The sequence below is a fragment of the Streptomyces sp. NPDC056224 genome, assembly GCF_042267665.1.
In the GTDB taxonomy this organism is placed as follows: domain Bacteria; phylum Actinomycetota; class Actinomycetes; order Streptomycetales; family Streptomycetaceae; genus Streptomyces.
The window spans coordinates 110,376-127,767 of the sequence record NZ_JBHJTK010000005.1; the positions used below are offsets into that span (position 1 = coordinate 110,376).

Below are 17,392 nucleotides of genomic sequence, written 5' to 3' on the forward strand. Positions count from 1 at the left end.
AGTCAGCTGAGCCGACTCAGATGTCGAGGAACCGAACGTCCTTGGCGTTGCGCTGGATGAAGGAGCGCCGGGCCTCGACGTCCTCACCCATCAGCACCGAGAACAGGTCGTCGGCCTGCGCCGCGTCGTCCAGGGTGACCTGGCCGAGCACGCGGTGGTCCACGTCCATGGTGGTGACGCGCAGCTCCTCGGCGTTCATCTCGCCCAGACCCTTGAAGCGCTGGACGGAGTCGTCCTTGATCCGCTTGCCGTTCTGCTTGCCGAGCTCGATCAGGGCGTCGCGCTCGCGGTCCGAGTACGCGTACTCGAAATCGTCGCGACCCCACTTGATCTTGTACAGCGGCGGGCGGGACAGGTACACGTGACCGGCCTCGACCAGCGGCCGCATGAAGCGGAACAGGAAGGTCAGCAGCAGGGTGTTGATGTGCTGGCCGTCGACGTCGGCGTCCGCCATCAGGATGATCTTGTGATAGCGGAGCTTCTCGATGTCGAAGTCCTCGTGCACACCCGTGCCGAAGGCACTGATCAGCGCCTGGACCTCGGTGTTCTGCAGGATCTTGTCGATCCGGGCCTTCTCGACGTTCAGGATCTTGCCGCGGATCGGCAGGATGGCCTGGTACATCGGGTTGCGGCCGGACTTCGCGGAGCCGCCGGCCGAGTCACCCTCGACGATGAAGATCTCGCACATCGTCGGGTCGTTCGACTGGCAGTCGGACAGCTTTCCCGGCAGCGAGGCGCTCTCCAGCAGACCCTTGCGGCGCGTCAGGTCACGGGCCTTGCGGGCCGCCACGCGCGCCGTGGCCGCCTGGATCGACTTGCGGATGATGTCCGCGGCCTCGTTCGGGTTCCGGTCGAACCAGTCGTTGAGGTGCTCGTGCACGACCTTCTGCACGAAGGTCTTCGCCTCGGTGTTGCCCAGCTTGGTCTTCGTCTGGCCCTCGAACTGCGGCTCGCCCAGCTTCACCGAGATGATCGCCGTCAGACCCTCGCGGATGTCCTCGCCCGCGAGGTTGTCGTCCTTCTCGCGCAGCAGCTTCTTCTCGCGCGCGTAACGGTTCACCAGGCCCGTCAGCGCCGCACGGAAGCCCTCCTCGTGCGTACCGCCCTCGTGCGTGTGGATCGTGTTCGCGAAGGAGTAGACGCCCTCCGTGTACTGCGAGTTCCACTGCATCGCGATCTCGACCGAGAGCATCCGCTCCTTGTCCTCGGCCTCGACGTCGATGACGGTCGGGTGGATCATCTCGCCCTTGCGCGAGTTGAGGTACTTCACGAAGTCGACGATGCCGCCCTCGTAGTGGTACTTCACCGTGCGCGCCGCGGGCTCGGCCGCCTCCGCGTCCGGGTCGTCCGCGCCGACCGTGGCCTTCGCCGACTCGCGCTCGTCGGTCAGCGTCAGGGTCAGGCCCTTGTTCAGGAAGGCCATCTCCTGGAAGCGCCGCGACAGCGTCTCGAAGGAGTACTCGGTGGTCTCGAAGATGTCGCCGTCGGCCCAGAACGTCACCGACGTGCCGTGCTCGTCGGTCTCCTCGTTCTGCGCCAGCGGGGCAGTCGGCACACCCAGCTTGTAGTCCTGGGTCCAGCGGTAACCGTCCGTCTTGACCTCGACCGCGACCTTGGTCGACAGGGCGTTCACGACGGACACGCCGACGCCGTGCAGACCGCCGGACACGGCGTAGCCGCCGCCGCCGAACTTGCCGCCCGCGTGCAGGACCGTCAGGACGACCTCGACGGCCGGCTTCCCCTCGGACGGCACGATGCCGACGGGGATGCCTCGGCCGTTGTCGACCACCCTGACGCCGCCGTCGGCCAGGATCGTCACGTCGATCGTGTCCGCGTGACCGGCCATCGCCTCGTCGACGGAGTTGTCGACGACTTCCTGGACCAGGTGGTGCAGGCCGCGCTCGCCGGTCGAGCCGATGTACATGCCTGGCCGCTTGCGGACCGCGTCCAGGCCCTCGAGGACCTGGATCGCACTGGCGTCGTAATTCTTCTCGTTGGAGTCGCCGGAATCGGCCACGAAGCGCCCTCTCTGGCACAGCGCAGCCCGTACTCCGGACCAGCGAGTGCGCCGGAGGAGCGGCCGCGTCGATCTGCGTTGTCTGCGTAATCCCGCGAATGGGCGGGATTGGCTCCAGTCTACCGGTACCGCCGACATGAATGGGGGTTTGCCGGTACCTGAGTCCGCATGTGCCGCCCTCAACCTCCACCTTCCGACTCCCCATATCCGGGAAGGGGCTCAAAGAGGCTCACACGGGCATCCAGCGCTTCGGCCTGTCAACCTCTCGCTACCGTGAGGGACACCACCCGCGCCGACGCCGTCCTCACCCGTAGGTGTCCCCGGGACCCGTGCTCCCCGGTGCCCGCCACGGCCCGTACCGCTTCGGCCGCCCGCCCGGCCCCTGCACCTTGATCAGGCGTACGGTGCCCTGCCCCAGGTCCGCGTTCAGCCGCGCCACCAGCTGCGGGGCCAGCAGCTTCAGCTGCGCCGCCCACGCCGAGGAATCGCACCTCACCACGAGCTCACGGTCCTCGTACCGTTCCGGTTCACAGTGCGCCGCGATCTCCGGGCCGACGATCTCCGGCCAGCGCTCCATCACACCGGCGACCGCCATCGGCATCTCCCAGCCGCGCTCCGTGCGCAACCGGTCCAGCGCCGCCATCAAGGGCATCGGGTCCCGGCCGTCCGCACGGGCCCCCGAGCGCAGCCCCGGACCCTGCTGACGCTTCTTCCCGCCCGCCGCGTTGCCCCGGGCCCGCGCCTGCTCCCGCGCCGCGGCGAGCGCCTGGCGCGCCAGGTCCACACCGGAGGGCTCCGGAGCCTTACGGGGCTCCCGGCCCTGGCCGCCGCTCTGGCTCTGGCCGTGGCTCTGGCCGTGGCCGCGGCCGCCGGCCCTGTCGCCGCCCTGATCGCTCACAACCGGGTCACCTCACCGCCGGACACCCCGAACCGCGCCCCCACCAGCACACCCGGAACGTCATCGTCCACCGCCGCCGTCACCAGCACCTGCTCCCCCGGCGCCACCAGCTCCGCCAGCCGCTCCCGGCGCCGCGCGTCCAGCTCCGCGAACACGTCGTCCAGGATCAGCACCGGCTCGGCACCCTCCGAGCGCAGCAGCTCGTACGAGGCCAGCCGCAGGGCCAGCGCGTACGACCACGACTCCCCGTGGCTCGCGTACCCCTTCGCCGGCAGCTCGCCCAGCCGCAGCAGCAGATCGTCGCGGTGCGGTCCGACCAGCGTCACGCCCCGCTCGATCTCCTGCTTGCGCACCTGCGACAACGCCGCCAGCAGCACCTCGTAGACCGCCTCACGGCCGCGCGCCGCCCCGCTGTCCACCGGCTCGCCCGCCGAGGACTTGTACGCGAGCCCCAGCGGACCACCGCCGGGCGCGAGCTGCTCGTACGCCTTGTCCGCGAGCGGCAGCAGCGTCGCGATCAGATCCAGCCGCTGCGCCAGCAGCTCCGCGCCCGCGCGCGCGAGGTGCTGGTCCCATACGTCGAGGGTGGAGAGGTCCATCGAGCGCCCGCCGTGCCGGCGCGCCATCGCCGCCGACTTCAGCAGGGTGTTGCGCTGCTTGAGCACCCGCTCGTAGTCGGAGCGGACCGCCGCCATCCGTGGGGAACGCGCCGTGACGATTTCGTCCAGGAACCGGCGCCGCTCCCCGGGGTCGCCCTTCACCAGGGCCAGGTCCTCCGGCGCGAACAGCACGGTACGTACGATTCCCAGCACATCCCGCGGCCTGACCTGCGAGGACCGGTTGATCCGGGCCCGGTTCGCCCGCCCCGGATTCAGCTCCAGCTCGACCAGCTGCTGGCGCTCGCCCTGGGTGACGGCCGCCCGGATGATCGCCCGGTCCGCGCCCATCCGAACGAGCGGGGCGTCCGAGGAGACCCGGTGGCTGCCCAGCGTCGACAGGTAACCGATCGCCTCGACGAGGTTGGTCTTCCCCTGCCCGTTGGGACCCACGAAGGCCGTGACGCCCGGGTCGAGGGGAACCTCGGCCCGGGCGTACGAGCGGAAGTCGGCCAGCGAGAGATGCGAAACATGCATACGGCGCCGACCTCCCCCGGCTTCCTACTGCTCTGCGTGGTGCTGTGCGGCTGCGGTGCCGCACGGTTCTCTTGTTCTCCTGCGTCGTCTCTTCCCGACTACGCCGTCTCCTGTGGACTACGCCTTCTCGACCGCGTGGCCGCCGAACTGGTTGCGCAGCGCGGCGATCATCTTCATCTGCGGGGAGTCGGTCTGGCGCGACGCGAACCGCGCGAACAGCGAGGCGGTGATCGCGGGCAGCGGAACGGCGTGGTCGATCGCCGCCTCCACCGTCCAGCGGCCCTCGCCCGAGTCCTGCGCGAAGCCGCGCAGCTGCTCGAGGTGCTCGTCCTCGTCGAGGGCGTTCACGGCCAGGTCCAGCAGCCAGGAACGGATGACCGTGCCCTCCTGCCAGGAGCGGAAGACCTCGCGGACGTCGGTGACCGAGTCCACCTTCTCCAGGAGCTCCCAGCCCTCGGCGTAGGCCTGCATCATGGCGTACTCGATGCCGTTGTGGACCATCTTCGCGAAGTGGCCCGCACCGACCTTGCCGGCGTGGACGGCGCCGAAGTCGCCCTCGGGCTTGAGGGCGTCGAAGACCGGCTGGACCCGTGCCACGTGGTCCTTCTCGCCGCCGTACATCAGCGCGTAGCCGTTCTCCAGGCCCCACACACCGCCGGAGACGCCGCAGTCGACGAAGCCGATGCCCTTGGCAGCCAGCTCCGCGGCGTGCTTCTCGTCGTCGGTCCAGCGGGAGTTGCCGCCGTCGACGACGATGTCGCCGATCGAGAGCAGCTCGGCGAGCTCGTCGATGGTGGACTGGGTGGCCGCGCCGGCCGGGACCATCACCCACACCACACGCGGACCTTGCAGGCTGTCCACAAGTTCCCGCAGGCTGTGGACGTCCGCGAGGTCCGGGTTGCGGTCGTATCCGATGACGGTGTGGCCTGCGCGGCGGATGCGCTCGCGCATGTTGCCGCCCATCTTGCCGAGACCGACGAGACCGAGCTCCATCAGGTGGTTCCTTAAGCGTTGTGGCCGTCTTTTGCCGGGGCCCCCTGCGTGCCCGCAGGACATCCCAGGCCCCGAGCCTACGCCGGGCCGGGCCGCCCGGCCGCCCGGCTCCACCGGGCGCACGGTGCCCCCGGCCCGCTGCTTCAAACGTGGTCAGGCCCGGTCTCGCGGTGTGCGAAACCGGGCCTGACCTGCGAAGAATCAGCCGGAGAGGCGCACCGGCATGATCAGGTACTTGTAGGCCTCGTCAGCCTCCGCGTCGACCGCGGGGCGGCCGCTGAGCAGCGCCGGCTTGGTGGACGTGGTGAAGCTGAGCTGCGCGGCGGGCGAGTCGATCGCGCTCAGTCCGTCGAGCAGGAAGGTCGGGTTGAAGGCGATCGAGATGTCGTCGCCCTCCAGCTTGGCGTCCACGCGCTCCACAGCCTGTGCGTCGTCGCTGGAACCGGCTTCCAGGATCAGCACGCCCTGCTCGAAGCTCAGCCGGACCGGGGTGTTCCGCTCGGCGACGAGGGCCACGCGCTTGACGGCCTCGACGAACGGGGCGGTCTCGATCACGGCGATGGAGTTGAACTCCGTCGGGAAGAGCGTGCGGTACTTGGGCAGGTCGCCTTCGAGGAGGCGGGTGGTGGTGCGGCGGCCGGCGCCCTCGAAACCGATCAGGCCCTCACCGGCACCGGAGCCCGAAAGCGCCAAAGTGACGGTGTCGCCGCTGGTCAGGGACTTGGCGGTGTCCAGGAGGGTCTTGGCGGGCACCAGGGCCACAGCAGAGGCGTCCGGGTTCTCCGGCTTCCACAGGAACTCGCGGACCGCGAAGCGGTAGCGGTCGGTGGAGGCCAGCGTGACCCGGTCGCCCTCGATCTCGATGCGGACACCGGTCAGCACGGGCAGCGTGTCGTCGCGGCCGGCGGCGATGGCGACCTGGGCGGCGGCGGAGGCGAAGACCTCGCCGGGCACGGTGCCGGTGGCGGTCGGCATCTGGGGCAGCGCCGGGTACTCCTCCACAGGCAGGGTGTGGAGTGTGAATCGCGAGGAGCCGCAGACCACGATCGCCCGTACACCGTCTGTGGAAATCTCCACCGGGCGGTTGGGGAGCGCCCGGCAGATGTCGGCGAGCAGCCGGCCGGACACGAGGACGGTGCCGTCCTCCTCGACGTCCGCCTCGACGGAGACGCGGGCCGAAACCTCGTAGTCGAAGCCGGAGAGGGACAGCATGCCCTCCTCGGCCTTCAGCAGCAGGCCCGCGAGAACGGGCACCGGCGGCCGGGCCGGGAGGCTACGGGCAGCCCAGGCCACCGCCTCCGCGAGTACGTCGCGCTCCACCCGGATCTTCACCGGAACCGCCTCCTGCTGTTGCTCGCTCGTCTGCCGGCCTTCGTCGTCGGCTCGTCGATGCCTCGACCGATGCCGGGGACCAGTCTGACGTACGGCGCCGACAGTCGGTGCGGCTGGCGGTCAAGTCGGGAGCGAGGTGCCGGGGAGGGCCGCCCACCGAGTTGTGCACAGGACCTGCTTGAAAACCGAAACCGGCCTAACTCTCTATGGGGGTAGTAGTAGGGCCTGTGGAAACGGTGGATAACCCCGTCTTCCCAGGTCACCGCCGGTTTTTTATCCCCACAGCCTGTGGGTGGCACCGGTGGACAACACGGTGTCCCTGTGGAGAACGAAAACTTCTGCACAGGCCGTCCCCAGGCGACCCCGATTACTCCACAGGTGTGTCCCCAGCTTTCCCCCGGTACTCCACAACCCAAACGTCCACCTCGGTGTGACGGCTTTCACTCGGGGCAGTGAGATGGGGTGGTGCGTTGCCGAACAGTGGACAACGGTGTGGAGAAGACGTCGGATCCTGTGCACAGGATCGGCGAAGCTGTGGGCGGACGGTGGAAAACGTGGTGGACAGTGCTGTGGACGGAGAATCTGTCCACAGCCTGTGGATAAGACTTGCGCACAATTCCACAGCCTGCTGACCTGCCCTGATGGATCCTCATGCGGCACCCCTGTGGACAGATTGTGGGTGACGGAACCCGTCCCCAGGGTGTGGACGGAAGAAAGTCCCGCAATCTGTGGATGAGTTGCTCCGGCGGGGGCGTATTCGAACAGGTCAGGGGCGCGCGAACGAAGAAGGGCGCCCCCGTTGTGGTCCGGGAGCGCCCTCTGACTGCGTTTGAAGGGGCCCTGGCGCGACTCTCCCCGGCGGTCCGGGGCAGTCGGCTCAGGCGTTCTTGATGCGGTTGGTGAGCTCCGTGACCTGGTTGTAGATGGAACGGCGCTCGGCCATCAGAGCGCGGATCTTGCGGTCCGCGTGCATGACGGTCGTGTGGTCGCGGCCTCCGAACTGCGCCCCGATCTTGGGCAGGGAGAGGTCCGTGAGCTCCCGGCACAGGTACATGGCGATCTGCCGTGCGGTCACCAGCACGCGGCTGCGCGAGGAGCCGCACAGGTCGTCCACGGTGAGCCCGAAGTAGTCGGCGGTGGCCGCCATGATGTCGGAGGCCGTGATCTCCGGCGCGCTGTCCTCGCCGCCCGGGATGAGGTTCTTGAGGACGTCCTCGGTGAGGCCCAGGTCGACCGGCTGCCGGTTGAGGCTCGCGAAGGCCGTGACCCGGATCAGCGCCCCCTCCAGCTCGCGGATGTTGCGCGAGATGCGGGAGGCGATGAACTCCAGTACCTCCGGCGGGGCGTTGAGCTGCTCCTGGACCGCCTTCTTGCGCAGGATCGCGATGCGGGTCTCCAGCTCGGGCGGCTGGACGTCGGTGATCAGGCCCCACTCGAAGCGGTTGCGGAGCCGGTCCTCCAGGGTGACGAGCTGCTTGGGCGGCCGGTCGGAGGAGAGCACGATCTGCTTGTTGGCGTTGTGGAGCGTATTGAAGGTGTGGAAGAACTCCTCCTGCGTCGACTCCTTGCTCGCCAGGAACTGGATGTCGTCGACGAGCAGGATGTCCATCTCGCGGTAGCGCTTGCGGAACGCGTCGCCCTTGCCGTCGCGGATGGAGTTGATGAACTCGTTGGTGAACTCCTCGGAGCTCACGTACCGCACGCGGGTGCCGGGGTACAGGCTCCGGGCGTAGTGCCCGATGGCGTGCAGCAGGTGCGTCTTGCCCAGACCCGACTCGCCATAGATGAAGAGGGGGTTGTACGCCTTCGCGGGCGCCTCGGCGACGGCCACCGCGGCGGCGTGCGCGAAGCGGTTGGAGGCACCGATGACGAAGGTGTCGAAGAGGTACTTGGGGTTCAGCCGGGCGGTCGGTTCGAGCGGGCCCGAGGAGGAACCGCCGGACGGGGCCGGGGAGGGCCGGCCGGGAGCCTGGCGCGGCGCGGGCTGCTCGTACTGCTGCTGTTCGTACTTCTGCTGTTCGTACTGATGGGGCTGGTGCTGCTGGGAGTCGTACGGGGACTGCTCGTACTTCTGCTGCTCGTAGGAACCCTGGTCGTAGCCGGAGGGCTCGGACTGCTGGAGGTAGCCCGGCTGCGGGGAGGCGTACGGGTCGCGCTCGGGGAATCCGCCGAGGCGGGGCTGCTGCCAGCCGTAGTCGTCCTGCTGGCCGCCCCGGGGCCAGGCGCCGGGCTCGGGGCGCTGCTGCTGGTAGTCCGGGTAGGCGGGGCGCGCGGTGGGGAGCTGGTCGTCGGAGGGGCCGCTCGGCCCGCTGCCGGGGCGCTGGCCGCCGTACGGCTCGTACGCGCCCGGCTGCTGGACGGGCGGGGCGGGGGGCGCGGGCTCGCCGGCGGAGTCGTCCACGGTGATGGCGATGCGGATGGGGCGGCCGCACTCCCGGCTGAGGGCATCGCTGATCAGCGGGGCGAGGCGGCCTTCGAGGACGCGCTTGCCCCACTCGTTGGGGACGGCCAGCAGTGCGGTGTCGGCGACGAGTGCCAGCGGCTGGCAGCGCTCGACCCACTGCTTGTCCTTGGGCTCGATCCCCGGCTGTCCCTCCCCGAGGAGCTTTTCGAGCACCCTTGGCCACACTGCGGCAAGATCGGCAGGTACGTCAGCCACAGAGCACGCTCTCTCACAGGGGTCCCACGAATGTGTGGTTCTTTGGGACGGTCGGGACAAAAAATCCGGGATCAGACAACGGTAGTCAGGCCAGCGGGTACGGTTCAAGTCGTTGTCCACAGCCTGTGCACAGTGTGGGGCAGCATCGCTCCGGTTTGACCGGATGGCGTAGCCGCGCGTACCGTAACGAGGTCGAGTTGTCGATGGCTGCTGCCGCCTGCCTACCGATGGGCGAAGGTCACTGTTAGTGATCGTTTAGCGGTGCCACTCGGGCGAACACGCGAGTTTCCTCGTGGGCGCACGGTGACAGCCAGGCGATGTCCCGCCACAACGATTCATTCTCTGGAGCCCCCGAGTGAGCAAGCGCACCTTCCAGCCGAACAACCGCCGTCGCGCCAAGACCCACGGCTTCCGCCTGCGGATGCGTACCCGTGCCGGTCGCGCCATCCTCGCGAACCGTCGTGGCAAGGGCCGCGCCGCCCTTTCCGCGTAACAAGCACGCAGGTCGTGACGTCGTGCTGTCTCCCGAAAATCGGCTGAGGCGGCGCGAGGACTTCGCGAGCGCGGTACGCCGAGGGCGTCGGGCTGGTCGCCCACTCCTCGTCGTCCACCTACGTACAAGCGGTGCAACGGACCCGCACGAGTCGGGGGAGATCGATCCCTCGGCGCGTGCGGGTTTCGTCGTCAGCAAGGCTGTCGGCAACGCCGTCGTGCGTAACCGGGTCAAGCGCCGTCTGCGCCATATGGTCCGGGAGCGGCTGTCTCAGCTGCCCGCCGGTAGCCTGGTGGTGGTACGTGCGTTGCCCGGAGCGGGTGATGCCGGCCCCGACGAGCTGGCCCGGGACCTGGATGCCGCTCTGGGGCGGCTCCTGGGAGGCGTGGCTCGATGAAGTACCCGCTGCTCGCTTTGATCAAGCTGTACCAGTGGACGATCAGTCCGCTGCTCGGGCCGGTGTGTCGCTATTACCCGTCGTGCTCGCACTACGGGTACACGGCCATCGACCGGCATGGTGCGGTCAAGGGGACGGTCCTGACCGCCTGGCGGATCCTGCGGTGCAATCCGTGGTCCCCCGGTGGCGTGGACCACGTCCCACCCCGTAAACGCCCGCGTTGGCACGAGCAGCTGCGCAGTGCGTTGCGTAGATCTCGCAATGCTCAAGGAGCCTGATTAGTGGACACGATTGCCAATCTGTTCAGCTTTATCACCACGCCCGTCTCGTGGATCATCGTCCAGTTCCACTCGCTGTACGGCGCGATCTTCGGCCCGGACAGCGGATGGGCCTGGGGCCTGTCGATCGTGTCCCTGGTGGTCTTGATCCGCATCTGCCTGATCCCGCTCTTCGTGAAGCAGATCAAGGCGACGCGTGGCATGCAGGCGCTCCAGCCGAAGATGAAGGCGATCCAGGAGCGCTACAAGAACGACAAGCAGCGCCAGTCCGAAGAGATGATGAAGCTGTACAAGGAGACGGGTACCAACCCGCTCTCCTCGTGCCTTCCGATTCTGGCGCAGTCCCCGTTCTTCTTCGCGCTCTACAGCGTGCTGGCGGCCATCGCCAACGGGAAGACCATCGGCGTCATCAACCAGTCGCTGCTGGAGAGTGCGCGGCAGGCTCACATCTTCGGGGCCCCGCTGGCCGCGAAGTTCACGGACAGCGCCGAGAAGGCCGCCTCTCTGGGTGCCTCGATCACCGATGTGCGCGTCGTCACCGCCATCATGATCGTCCTGATGTCGCTGTCGCAGTTCTACACCCAGCGCCAGCTGATGCAGAAGAACGTCGACCTGTCGGTCAAGACGCCGTTCATGCAGCAGCAGAAGATGCTGATGTACATCTTCCCCGTGATCTTCGCGGTGATGGGCATCAATTTCCCCGTCGGTGTCCTCGTCTACTGGCTGACCACGAACGTGTGGACCATGGGTCAGCAGATGTACGTGATCAACCAGAACCCGACGCCGGGCAGCAAGGCCCAGGACCAGTACCTGACGCGCCTGCTGAAGCACGTCAGCTCCCACGGTGAGGTCAAGGGCCGGGGCAAGAAGAAGATCGTCGCGGCGATCGTGGCCAAGGGCCCGGACCGCAACGACAACGAGCGCAAGTTCATCACCACGCTGACCAAGCAGGGCATGGCCGCTCAGGCGGACGGCTCGGTGATCAAGAGTTCTGAAGCAACGGCCGACGCGGACGCGGCGAGCGGCGGTGTCGCCACGAAGCGGCAGCAGCCCAAGCGGCAGTCGAAGTCGAAGCGCCAGACGCCCCCCAGCAAGCCCTCCAAGAAGTAAGTAAGGAGTCCCTCCCGTGACGGAAGGCACCACCACCGCCGCCGCTGAGAGTGGCGACACCCTCACCCGCCTCGAGCAGGAGGGTGAGATCGCGGCCGACTACCTTGAGGGTCTGCTGGACATCGCCGACCTCGACGGCGACATCGACATGGACGTCGAGGCCGACCGGGCCGCGGTGTCGATCGTCAGTGACTCCGCCGGCCGCGACCTGCAGAAGCTCGTCGGCCGCGACGGTGAGGTCCTGGAGGCTCTGCAGGAGCTGACCCGCCTCGCCGTGCACCGGGAGACCGGGGACCGCAGCCGGCTGATGCTGGACATCGCCGGGTTCCGCGCGAAGAAGCGTGAGGAGCTGGCGGCGCTGGGCGCTCAGGCGGCGGCGGACGTGAAGGCGTCCGGCGAGCCGCTGAAGCTGGCCCCGATGACCCCGTTCGAGCGGAAGGTCGTCCACGACGCCGTGGCGGCCGCGGGTCTGAAGAGCGAGTCCGAGGGCGAGGAGCCGCAGCGGTTCGTCGTTGTGCTCCCGGCCTGAGCGGTAGAGCGAGTGTTCGGCCCCGTCTGTGTCGCAGACGGGGCCGAAGTTTGTCAGCCTGGCATGTGAACGACGCGCCATTGTGAAGACGTGGTTCTTCGGAACCATGCGGTACGGAAGGGACGGTCCCCGTGACGGAGGCAGCTGAGCTTCCCCCGGCTCCTGAAGAGGCGCGCGCGGTGTTCGGTGAGTTTTTCCCGGAAGCTGTGCGGTACGCGGAGCTGCTCGCTGACGCGGGAGTCAAGCGCGGCCTGATCGGGCCGCGTGAGGTGCCCCGGTTGTGGGAGCGGCATCTGCTGAACTGCGCTGTGCTGTCGGAGGTGGTGCCGCAGGGCGTCACCGTGTGCGACGTGGGTTCAGGTGCGGGTCTGCCCGGTATCCCGCTGGCGCTGGTACGGCGCGATCTGAAGATCACGCTGCTTGAGCCGCTTCTGCGGCGGACGACCTTCCTCCAGGAGGTCGTGGAGCTGCTGGGGCTGGACCACGTCACGGTGGTGCGCGGGCGGGCCGAGGAGGTTCTCGGCAAGCTGCAACCGGTGCACGTGGTGACGGCCCGTGCGGTGGCTCCGCTCGACCGGCTGGCCGGCTGGGGCGTGCCCCTGCTGCGTCCGTACGGGGAGATGCTGGCGCTCAAGGGCGATACCGCCGAAGAGGAGCTGGTGTCGGCGAAGACAGCGCTGACCAAGCTCGGTGTGGTGAAGACCTCGGTGCTGCATGTGGGCGAGGGCGTGGTGGACCCGCAGTCGACGGTGGTACGGGTCGAGGTCGGAGAGAGCCCCGGTGGGGTGAGGTTCGCGGCCAAGCGGGCTAAGGCAGCCCGGACCAGCCGCACGCGTCGGCGCCGCTGATGTGGTGACGGTCGGGGTTTTCCCGGCAGATTTGGGGCGTGTTGGGCCCTATAGGTATGGATTTCGGAGTGTCGTAGCGGCCTGATGACTCCGTCCCGGCATCGTGTTTCACGTGAAACGTCGCTCTCTGCTGCACGGAATCATCAGCCGCGGTCGTGCGGCCACGTCCCCCCGTCACCGCTTGCACGAAGGGGGGACGGAGTTGTCCACATCGGTGGATTCATCCACAGGAGTACGGGCCCCGCTGGTTCGCGACCCGGGTGACATGGCAGGCTCTGTTCATCGCGAGCCTGATGTCGAGGAGAGTGACACCGTGCGGTCCGACGCCAACCTCGCGGGGCCGATGGCCGATCCGGTCCCCGGTCCCCGCTCTGAATCGGCGGGCGAGGATGTTTCACGTGAAACATCGGCGCCCCTTGTAGACAACGACACCCCCATCGGCCGAGCCGCCCAGCTGGCCGTCGAGGCGATGGGGCGTGCCGGCCAGGGGCTGCCCCGGCCTGAGCAGACCCGGGTCATGGTCGTGGCCAACCAGAAGGGCGGCGTGGGCAAGACCACGACGACCGTGAATCTGGCGGCCTCGCTGGCACTGCACGGGGCGAGGGTCCTGGTGATCGACCTCGACCCGCAGGGCAATGCCTCCACGGCGCTGGGTATCGACCACCACGCGGACGTGCCGTCGATTTACGACGTGCTGGTGGACAGCCGTCCCCTGCTGGAGGTCGTCCAGCCCGTGGTGGATGTGGAAGGGCTCTTCTGTGCTCCTGCCACCATCGACCTGGCGGGTGCGGAGATCGAGCTGGTGTCGCTGGTGGCCCGGGAGAGCAGGCTGCAGAGGGCGATCCAGGCGTACGAGCAGCCGCTCGACTACATCCTGATCGACTGCCCGCCCTCGCTGGGGCTGCTGACGGTGAACGCCATGGTGGCCGGAGCGGAGGTGCTGATCCCGATCCAGTGCGAGTACTACGCGCTGGAGGGCCTGGGGCAGTTGCTGCGCAATGTCGATCTGGTGCGCGCCCACCTGAACCCGACGCTTCATGTGTCGACGATCCTGCTGACGATGTACGACGGCAGGACCCGGCTGGCCTCGCAGGTGGCGGAGGAGGTGCGCAGCCACTTCGGCAAGGAGGTACTGCGGACGAGCATTCCGCGGTCGGTGCGTATTTCCGAGGCGCCGAGCTACGGGCAGACGGTGCTCACGTACGATCCGGGGTCCAGTGGCTCCCTCTCCTATCTGGAGGCGGCGCGGGAGATCGCGTTCCGAGGGGTCGGAATGCAGTACGACGCCCAGCAGGCCCATCTGGGCGCGGGCATGAACAGCACGCAGAGTGCGGCGGAGGGGATCCAGTGAGCGAGCGACGTAGAGGTCTGGGACGAGGGCTCGGTGCGCTGATTCCCGCTGCGCCTCAGGAGAAGACGCCGCCGGTGATCGGTGCCGGGGCGACGTCTCCGGCGGCGGTGCCGGTGTTGACCGCGGAGCGCGGGATCGCTGCGGCGAAGCTGGCTTCATTGGCGCAGGCCGATGTTTCACGTGAAACATCGTTCGTCGCGCCCGTGGAAGAGCCGGCGCCGACGGTGCCGGAGACCAATGTGGTGGCGGGAGCGACGTTCGCGGAGCTTCCGATGGACGCGATCACGCCGAACCCGCGGCAGCCGCGTGAGGTGTTCGACGAGGACGCGCTCGCGGAGCTGGTGACCTCCATCCAGGAGGTGGGTCTGCTGCAGCCGGTGGTGGTGCGGCAGTCGTCGCCCGGCCGCTACGAGCTGATCATGGGCGAGCGGCGCTGGCGGGCCTGCCGGGAGGCCGGTCTGGAGAACATTCCGGCGATCATCCGGGCGACGGACGACGACAAGCTGCTGCTGGACGCGTTGCTGGAGAACCTGCACCGGGCTCAGCTGAACCCGTTGGAAGAGGCCGCGGCGTACGACCAGCTGCTGAAGGACTTCAACTGCACGCATGACCAGCTGGCGGACCGGATCGGCCGCTCGCGTCCTCAGGTGACGAATACCCTGCGGCTGCTGAACCTGTCGGCTCCGGTACAGCGGCGGGTGGCGGCCGGAGTGCTGTCGGCCGGGCATGCGCGGGCGCTGCTGTCGGTGGAGGACACGGAGCAGCAGGACCGGCTGGCGCACCGGATCGTGGCCGAGGGGCTGTCGGTGCGTGCGGTCGAGGAGATCGTCAAGCTGATGGATTCGGATCCCGCGGGTGCGGTGAAGCCGAAGGGTCCGCGCGCGGGTACCCGGGTGGCTCCGGCGCTCAGTGAGCTGGCGACGCGGCTGTCGGACCGCTTCGAAACGCGGGTGAAGGTGGATCTGGGCCAGAAGAAGGGCAAGATCACCGTCGAGTTCGCGTCGATGGAGGATCTGGAGCGGATCCTGGGGACGCTGGCGCCGGGTGAGGGCCGCGTTCTGGAGCAGGGGCTGTCCGGGGAGTGAGGCCGGAGCCGCCGAGGGGCGGATCGTGCCGGTTCCCACCGTCGCGGTCCGCCCCTTCGCCGTGTTGCTGCTGTCGAAAGGGCGGGGGCCAGTGGATACGATGCCTTCATGGGTCGTCGGCTGGTACCGCTCACGCTGGACAACCTCCAAGACCTGCCCCGTCGTTGCCGGTCCTGTGTGTTCTGGGAGCTGGATCCGGTCAGCGGTGAGGCCGCCGTGAAGGCGGGTACGTCGGCGCTGGAGAAAGAGGCCTGGATCTCCGCCGTCCTCCTGGAGTGGGGATCGTGCGGCCGTGTGGTCTACGTGGACGAGGTCCCGGTCGGGTTCGTGCTGTACGCGCCGCCTGCGTATGTACCGCGGGCCACGGCGTTTCCGACGAGTCCGGTCTCGCCGGATGCCGTGCAGCTGATCACGGCGTGGATCATGCCGGGGTATCAGGGGCAGGGCCTGGGGCGGGTGATGGTCCAGACGGTGGCGAAGGACCTGCTGCGTCGGGGGTTCCGTGCCATTGAGGCGTTCGGGGACGCGCGTTGGGAGGGGCCCGCTTGCCTTCTGCCGGCGGACCATCTTCTGTCGGTGGGCTTCAAGACGGTGCGTCCCCACCCGCTGCATCCGCGGTTGAGACTGGAGCTGCGGTCGACGCTGTCGTGGAAGGAAGACGTGGAGCTGGCGCTGGACCGGCTGCTGGGGGGCGCGCGCAAGGAGCCGGCGCTGCGTCCCCTGTGAACCGAGGAACGTGAAACGGGCCGCCCCCCGCATGGGGACGGCCCGTTTCACGTGAACCCCCCCTGGCTACCGCTGGGTGGGGCCCCTGGACGTCAGGCGGTCTTCACCTCGACGAAGTCCGAGAGGTCGCGCAGGATGGCGGCCTTCGGCTTGGCACCGACGATGGTCTTGGCGACCTCGCCGCCCTGGTAGACGTTCAGCGTCGGGATGGACATGACGCCGTACTTGGCGGCCGTGGCCGGGTTCTCGTCGATGTTGAGCTTGACGATCTCGATCTGGTCGCCGTACTCGGCGGCGATGGCCTCGAGGGACGGCGCGATCTGGCGGCACGGTCCGCACCAGGCGGCCCAGAAGTCCACCAGTACGGGCTTGTCGCTCTTGAGGACCTCGGCGTCGAAGTCAGCGTCGGTCACGTTCTTGAGGGTGCCGGCCACAGCGGCCTCCTTCTTCATTCCTGCGGGGTGTGGGGTGGGGCTGGTGCGAGGGTCAGACGGCCGCGTGCGCCTTCTCGGCGTCCGCGAGGGCGGCGAGGTAGCGCTCGGCGTCCAGGGCCGCGGAGCAACCGGTGCCCGCGGCGGTGATTGCCTGACGGTAGGTGTGGTCCACGACGTCGCCGGCGCCGAAGACGCCGGTCACGTTGGTCCGGGTGGAGGGGGCGTCGACCTTGAGGTAGCCCTCGTCGTCGAGCTCCAGCTGGTCCTTGAACAGCTCGGTGCGCGGGTCGTGGCCGACGGCGATGAAGAGGCCGGTGACGGGCAGCGCGGAGGTCTCGCCGGTCTTGGTGTTGCGCAGGGTGAGACCCGAGAGCTTCTGCTCTCCGTGGATCTCGGCGACCTCGCTGTCCCAGGCGAACTTGATCTTCGGGTCGGCGAACGCGCGGTCCTGCATCGCCTTCGAGGCGCGGAGGCTGTCGCGGCGGTGGACGATCGTGACGGACTTGGCGAACCGGGAGAGGAAGGTGGCTTCCTCGATCGCGGTGTCGCCTCCGCCGACGACGGCGATGTCGTGGTCCTTGAAGAAGAACCCGTCGCAGGTGGCGCACCAGGACACGCCGCGGCCGGAGAGGGCGTCCTCGTTGGGCAGGCCGAGCTTGCGGTGCTGGGAGCCGGTGGTGACGATGACGGCCTTGGCGCGGTGGACGGTACCGGCGGTGTCGGTGACGGTCTTGATCTCACCGGTGAGGTCCACGGACACGATGTCGTCCGGGACCAGCTCGGCGCCGAAGCGCTCGGCCTGGCCACGCATGTTGTCCATGAGATCCGGGCCCATGATGCCGTCCTGGAACCCCGGGAAGTTCTCCACCTCGGTGGTGTTCATCAGGGCGCCACCGGCCGTGACGGCACCTTCGAATACCAGGGGCTTGAGCGAAGCGCGTGCGGTGTACAGGGCGGCGGTGTAACCGGCCGGCCCGGAGCCGATGATGATCACGTTTCGAACGTCGCTCACGGGTTTCTTCCTCGTCTCTGCGGACTGCGTGCTGCCTACCGGGGGCCGGTGCGGACTCTCACCCCACCCAACGGATCCTACGGCGCCTGCATTCCCG

Annotated in this window: 16 protein-coding genes and 2 pseudogenes; 9 read left to right on the top strand and 9 right to left on the bottom strand. The window is 68.4% G+C overall.

The annotated features are described in order from the left end of the window. Nucleotides 1–16: 16 nt before the first annotated feature. The 7 genes and pseudogenes from gyrB to dnaA (ACFCZ1_RS09475) all read right to left on the bottom strand — a co-directional run. Nucleotides 17–2,038, bottom strand: coding sequence for a DNA topoisomerase (ATP-hydrolyzing) subunit B (gene gyrB, locus ACFCZ1_RS09445; RefSeq protein ID WP_376677977.1), 2,022 nt, complete (start codon nucleotides 2,036–2,038; stop codon nucleotides 17–19). Nucleotides 2,039–2,321: 283 nt separating this feature from the next. Continuing rightward, nucleotides 2,322–2,801, bottom strand: a complete 480-nt coding sequence (locus tag ACFCZ1_RS09450; RefSeq protein WP_376677978.1) for a DUF721 domain-containing protein — start codon at nucleotides 2,799–2,801, stop codon at nucleotides 2,322–2,324. Nucleotides 2,802–2,911: 110 nt separating this feature from the next. Continuing rightward, nucleotides 2,912–4,048, bottom strand: a complete 1,137-nt coding sequence (gene recF, locus ACFCZ1_RS09455; RefSeq protein WP_376677805.1) for a DNA replication/repair protein RecF — start codon at nucleotides 4,046–4,048, stop codon at nucleotides 2,912–2,914. A gap of 117 nt (nucleotides 4,049–4,165) precedes the next feature. Further along, nucleotides 4,166–5,041, bottom strand: a complete 876-nt coding sequence (gnd, locus tag ACFCZ1_RS09460) for a phosphogluconate dehydrogenase (NAD(+)-dependent, decarboxylating) (RefSeq protein ID WP_376677806.1) — start codon at nucleotides 5,039–5,041, stop codon at nucleotides 4,166–4,168. Between the two features lie 201 nt (nucleotides 5,042–5,242). Further along, nucleotides 5,243–6,373, bottom strand: a complete 1,131-nt coding sequence (gene dnaN, locus ACFCZ1_RS09465; RefSeq protein ID WP_376677807.1) for a DNA polymerase III subunit beta — start codon at nucleotides 6,371–6,373, stop codon at nucleotides 5,243–5,245. A gap of 877 nt (nucleotides 6,374–7,250) precedes the next feature. Continuing rightward, a pseudogene (gene dnaA, locus ACFCZ1_RS09470) lies at nucleotides 7,251–8,396 on the bottom strand (chromosomal replication initiator protein DnaA); the annotation flags it as partial. Nucleotides 8,397–8,536: 140 nt separating this feature from the next. Next, nucleotides 8,537–9,032: pseudogene (gene dnaA, locus ACFCZ1_RS09475) on the bottom strand (chromosomal replication initiator protein DnaA); the annotation flags it as partial. A gap of 355 nt (nucleotides 9,033–9,387) precedes the next feature. Here dnaA (ACFCZ1_RS09475) and rpmH point away from each other — a divergent pair. The 9 genes from rpmH (at nucleotide 9,388) to ACFCZ1_RS09520 (ending at nucleotide 15,849) form a co-directional block, all read left to right on the top strand. Continuing rightward, nucleotides 9,388–9,525: a 50S ribosomal protein L34 gene (gene rpmH / locus ACFCZ1_RS09480; RefSeq protein WP_008741645.1), complete on the top strand. Its 138-nt coding sequence runs from the start codon at nucleotides 9,388–9,390 to the stop codon at nucleotides 9,523–9,525. Nucleotides 9,526–9,547: 22 nt separating this feature from the next. Then, entirely contained in the window at nucleotides 9,548–9,922 is a 375-nt protein-coding gene (gene rnpA, locus ACFCZ1_RS09485; RefSeq protein WP_376677808.1) for a ribonuclease P protein component, read from the top strand. Continuing rightward, on the top strand, nucleotides 9,919–10,200 hold the full coding sequence (gene yidD, locus ACFCZ1_RS09490) for a membrane protein insertion efficiency factor YidD (RefSeq protein ID WP_075970728.1): 282 nt from the start codon (nucleotides 9,919–9,921) through the stop codon (nucleotides 10,198–10,200). Before rnpA ends, yidD begins: the two co-directional genes overlap by 4 nt. A 3-nt stretch (nucleotides 10,201–10,203) precedes the next feature. Further along, nucleotides 10,204–11,310 (top strand): membrane protein insertase YidC, encoded by a 1,107-nt coding sequence (yidC, locus tag ACFCZ1_RS09495; RefSeq protein ID WP_376677809.1) that lies wholly within the window; start codon nucleotides 10,204–10,206, stop codon nucleotides 11,308–11,310. 16 nt (nucleotides 11,311–11,326) lie between these two features. After that, on the top strand, nucleotides 11,327–11,839 hold the full coding sequence (locus ACFCZ1_RS09500) for a R3H domain-containing nucleic acid-binding protein (RefSeq protein WP_266786761.1): 513 nt from the start codon (nucleotides 11,327–11,329) through the stop codon (nucleotides 11,837–11,839). A gap of 131 nt (nucleotides 11,840–11,970) precedes the next feature. Continuing rightward, nucleotides 11,971–12,687 (top strand): 16S rRNA (guanine(527)-N(7))-methyltransferase RsmG, encoded by a 717-nt coding sequence (gene rsmG / locus ACFCZ1_RS09505; protein ID WP_376677810.1) that lies wholly within the window; start codon nucleotides 11,971–11,973, stop codon nucleotides 12,685–12,687. A gap of 265 nt (nucleotides 12,688–12,952) precedes the next feature. After that, entirely contained in the window at nucleotides 12,953–14,038 is a 1,086-nt protein-coding gene (locus tag ACFCZ1_RS09510) for a ParA family protein (protein ID WP_376677811.1), read from the top strand. After that, complete coding sequence (locus tag ACFCZ1_RS09515) at nucleotides 14,035–15,123, top strand: ParB/RepB/Spo0J family partition protein (protein WP_376677812.1); 1,089 nt, start codon at nucleotides 14,035–14,037, stop codon at nucleotides 15,121–15,123. Before ACFCZ1_RS09510 ends, ACFCZ1_RS09515 begins: the two co-directional genes overlap by 4 nt. Nucleotides 15,124–15,231: 108 nt before the next feature. Next, nucleotides 15,232–15,849 (top strand): GNAT family N-acetyltransferase, encoded by a 618-nt coding sequence (locus ACFCZ1_RS09520; RefSeq protein WP_376677813.1) that lies wholly within the window; start codon nucleotides 15,232–15,234, stop codon nucleotides 15,847–15,849. A gap of 92 nt (nucleotides 15,850–15,941) precedes the next feature. On the opposite strand, the gene trxA is transcribed toward ACFCZ1_RS09520, so the two are convergent. Both trxA and trxB read right to left on the bottom strand, forming a co-directional pair. Further along, complete coding sequence (gene trxA, locus ACFCZ1_RS09525; RefSeq protein ID WP_365164370.1) at nucleotides 15,942–16,283, bottom strand: thioredoxin; 342 nt, start codon at nucleotides 16,281–16,283, stop codon at nucleotides 15,942–15,944. Between the two features lie 52 nt (nucleotides 16,284–16,335). Further along, complete coding sequence (gene trxB / locus ACFCZ1_RS09530; RefSeq protein WP_376677814.1) at nucleotides 16,336–17,295, bottom strand: thioredoxin-disulfide reductase; 960 nt, start codon at nucleotides 17,293–17,295, stop codon at nucleotides 16,336–16,338. Between the last annotated feature and the right edge of the window lie 97 nt (nucleotides 17,296–17,392).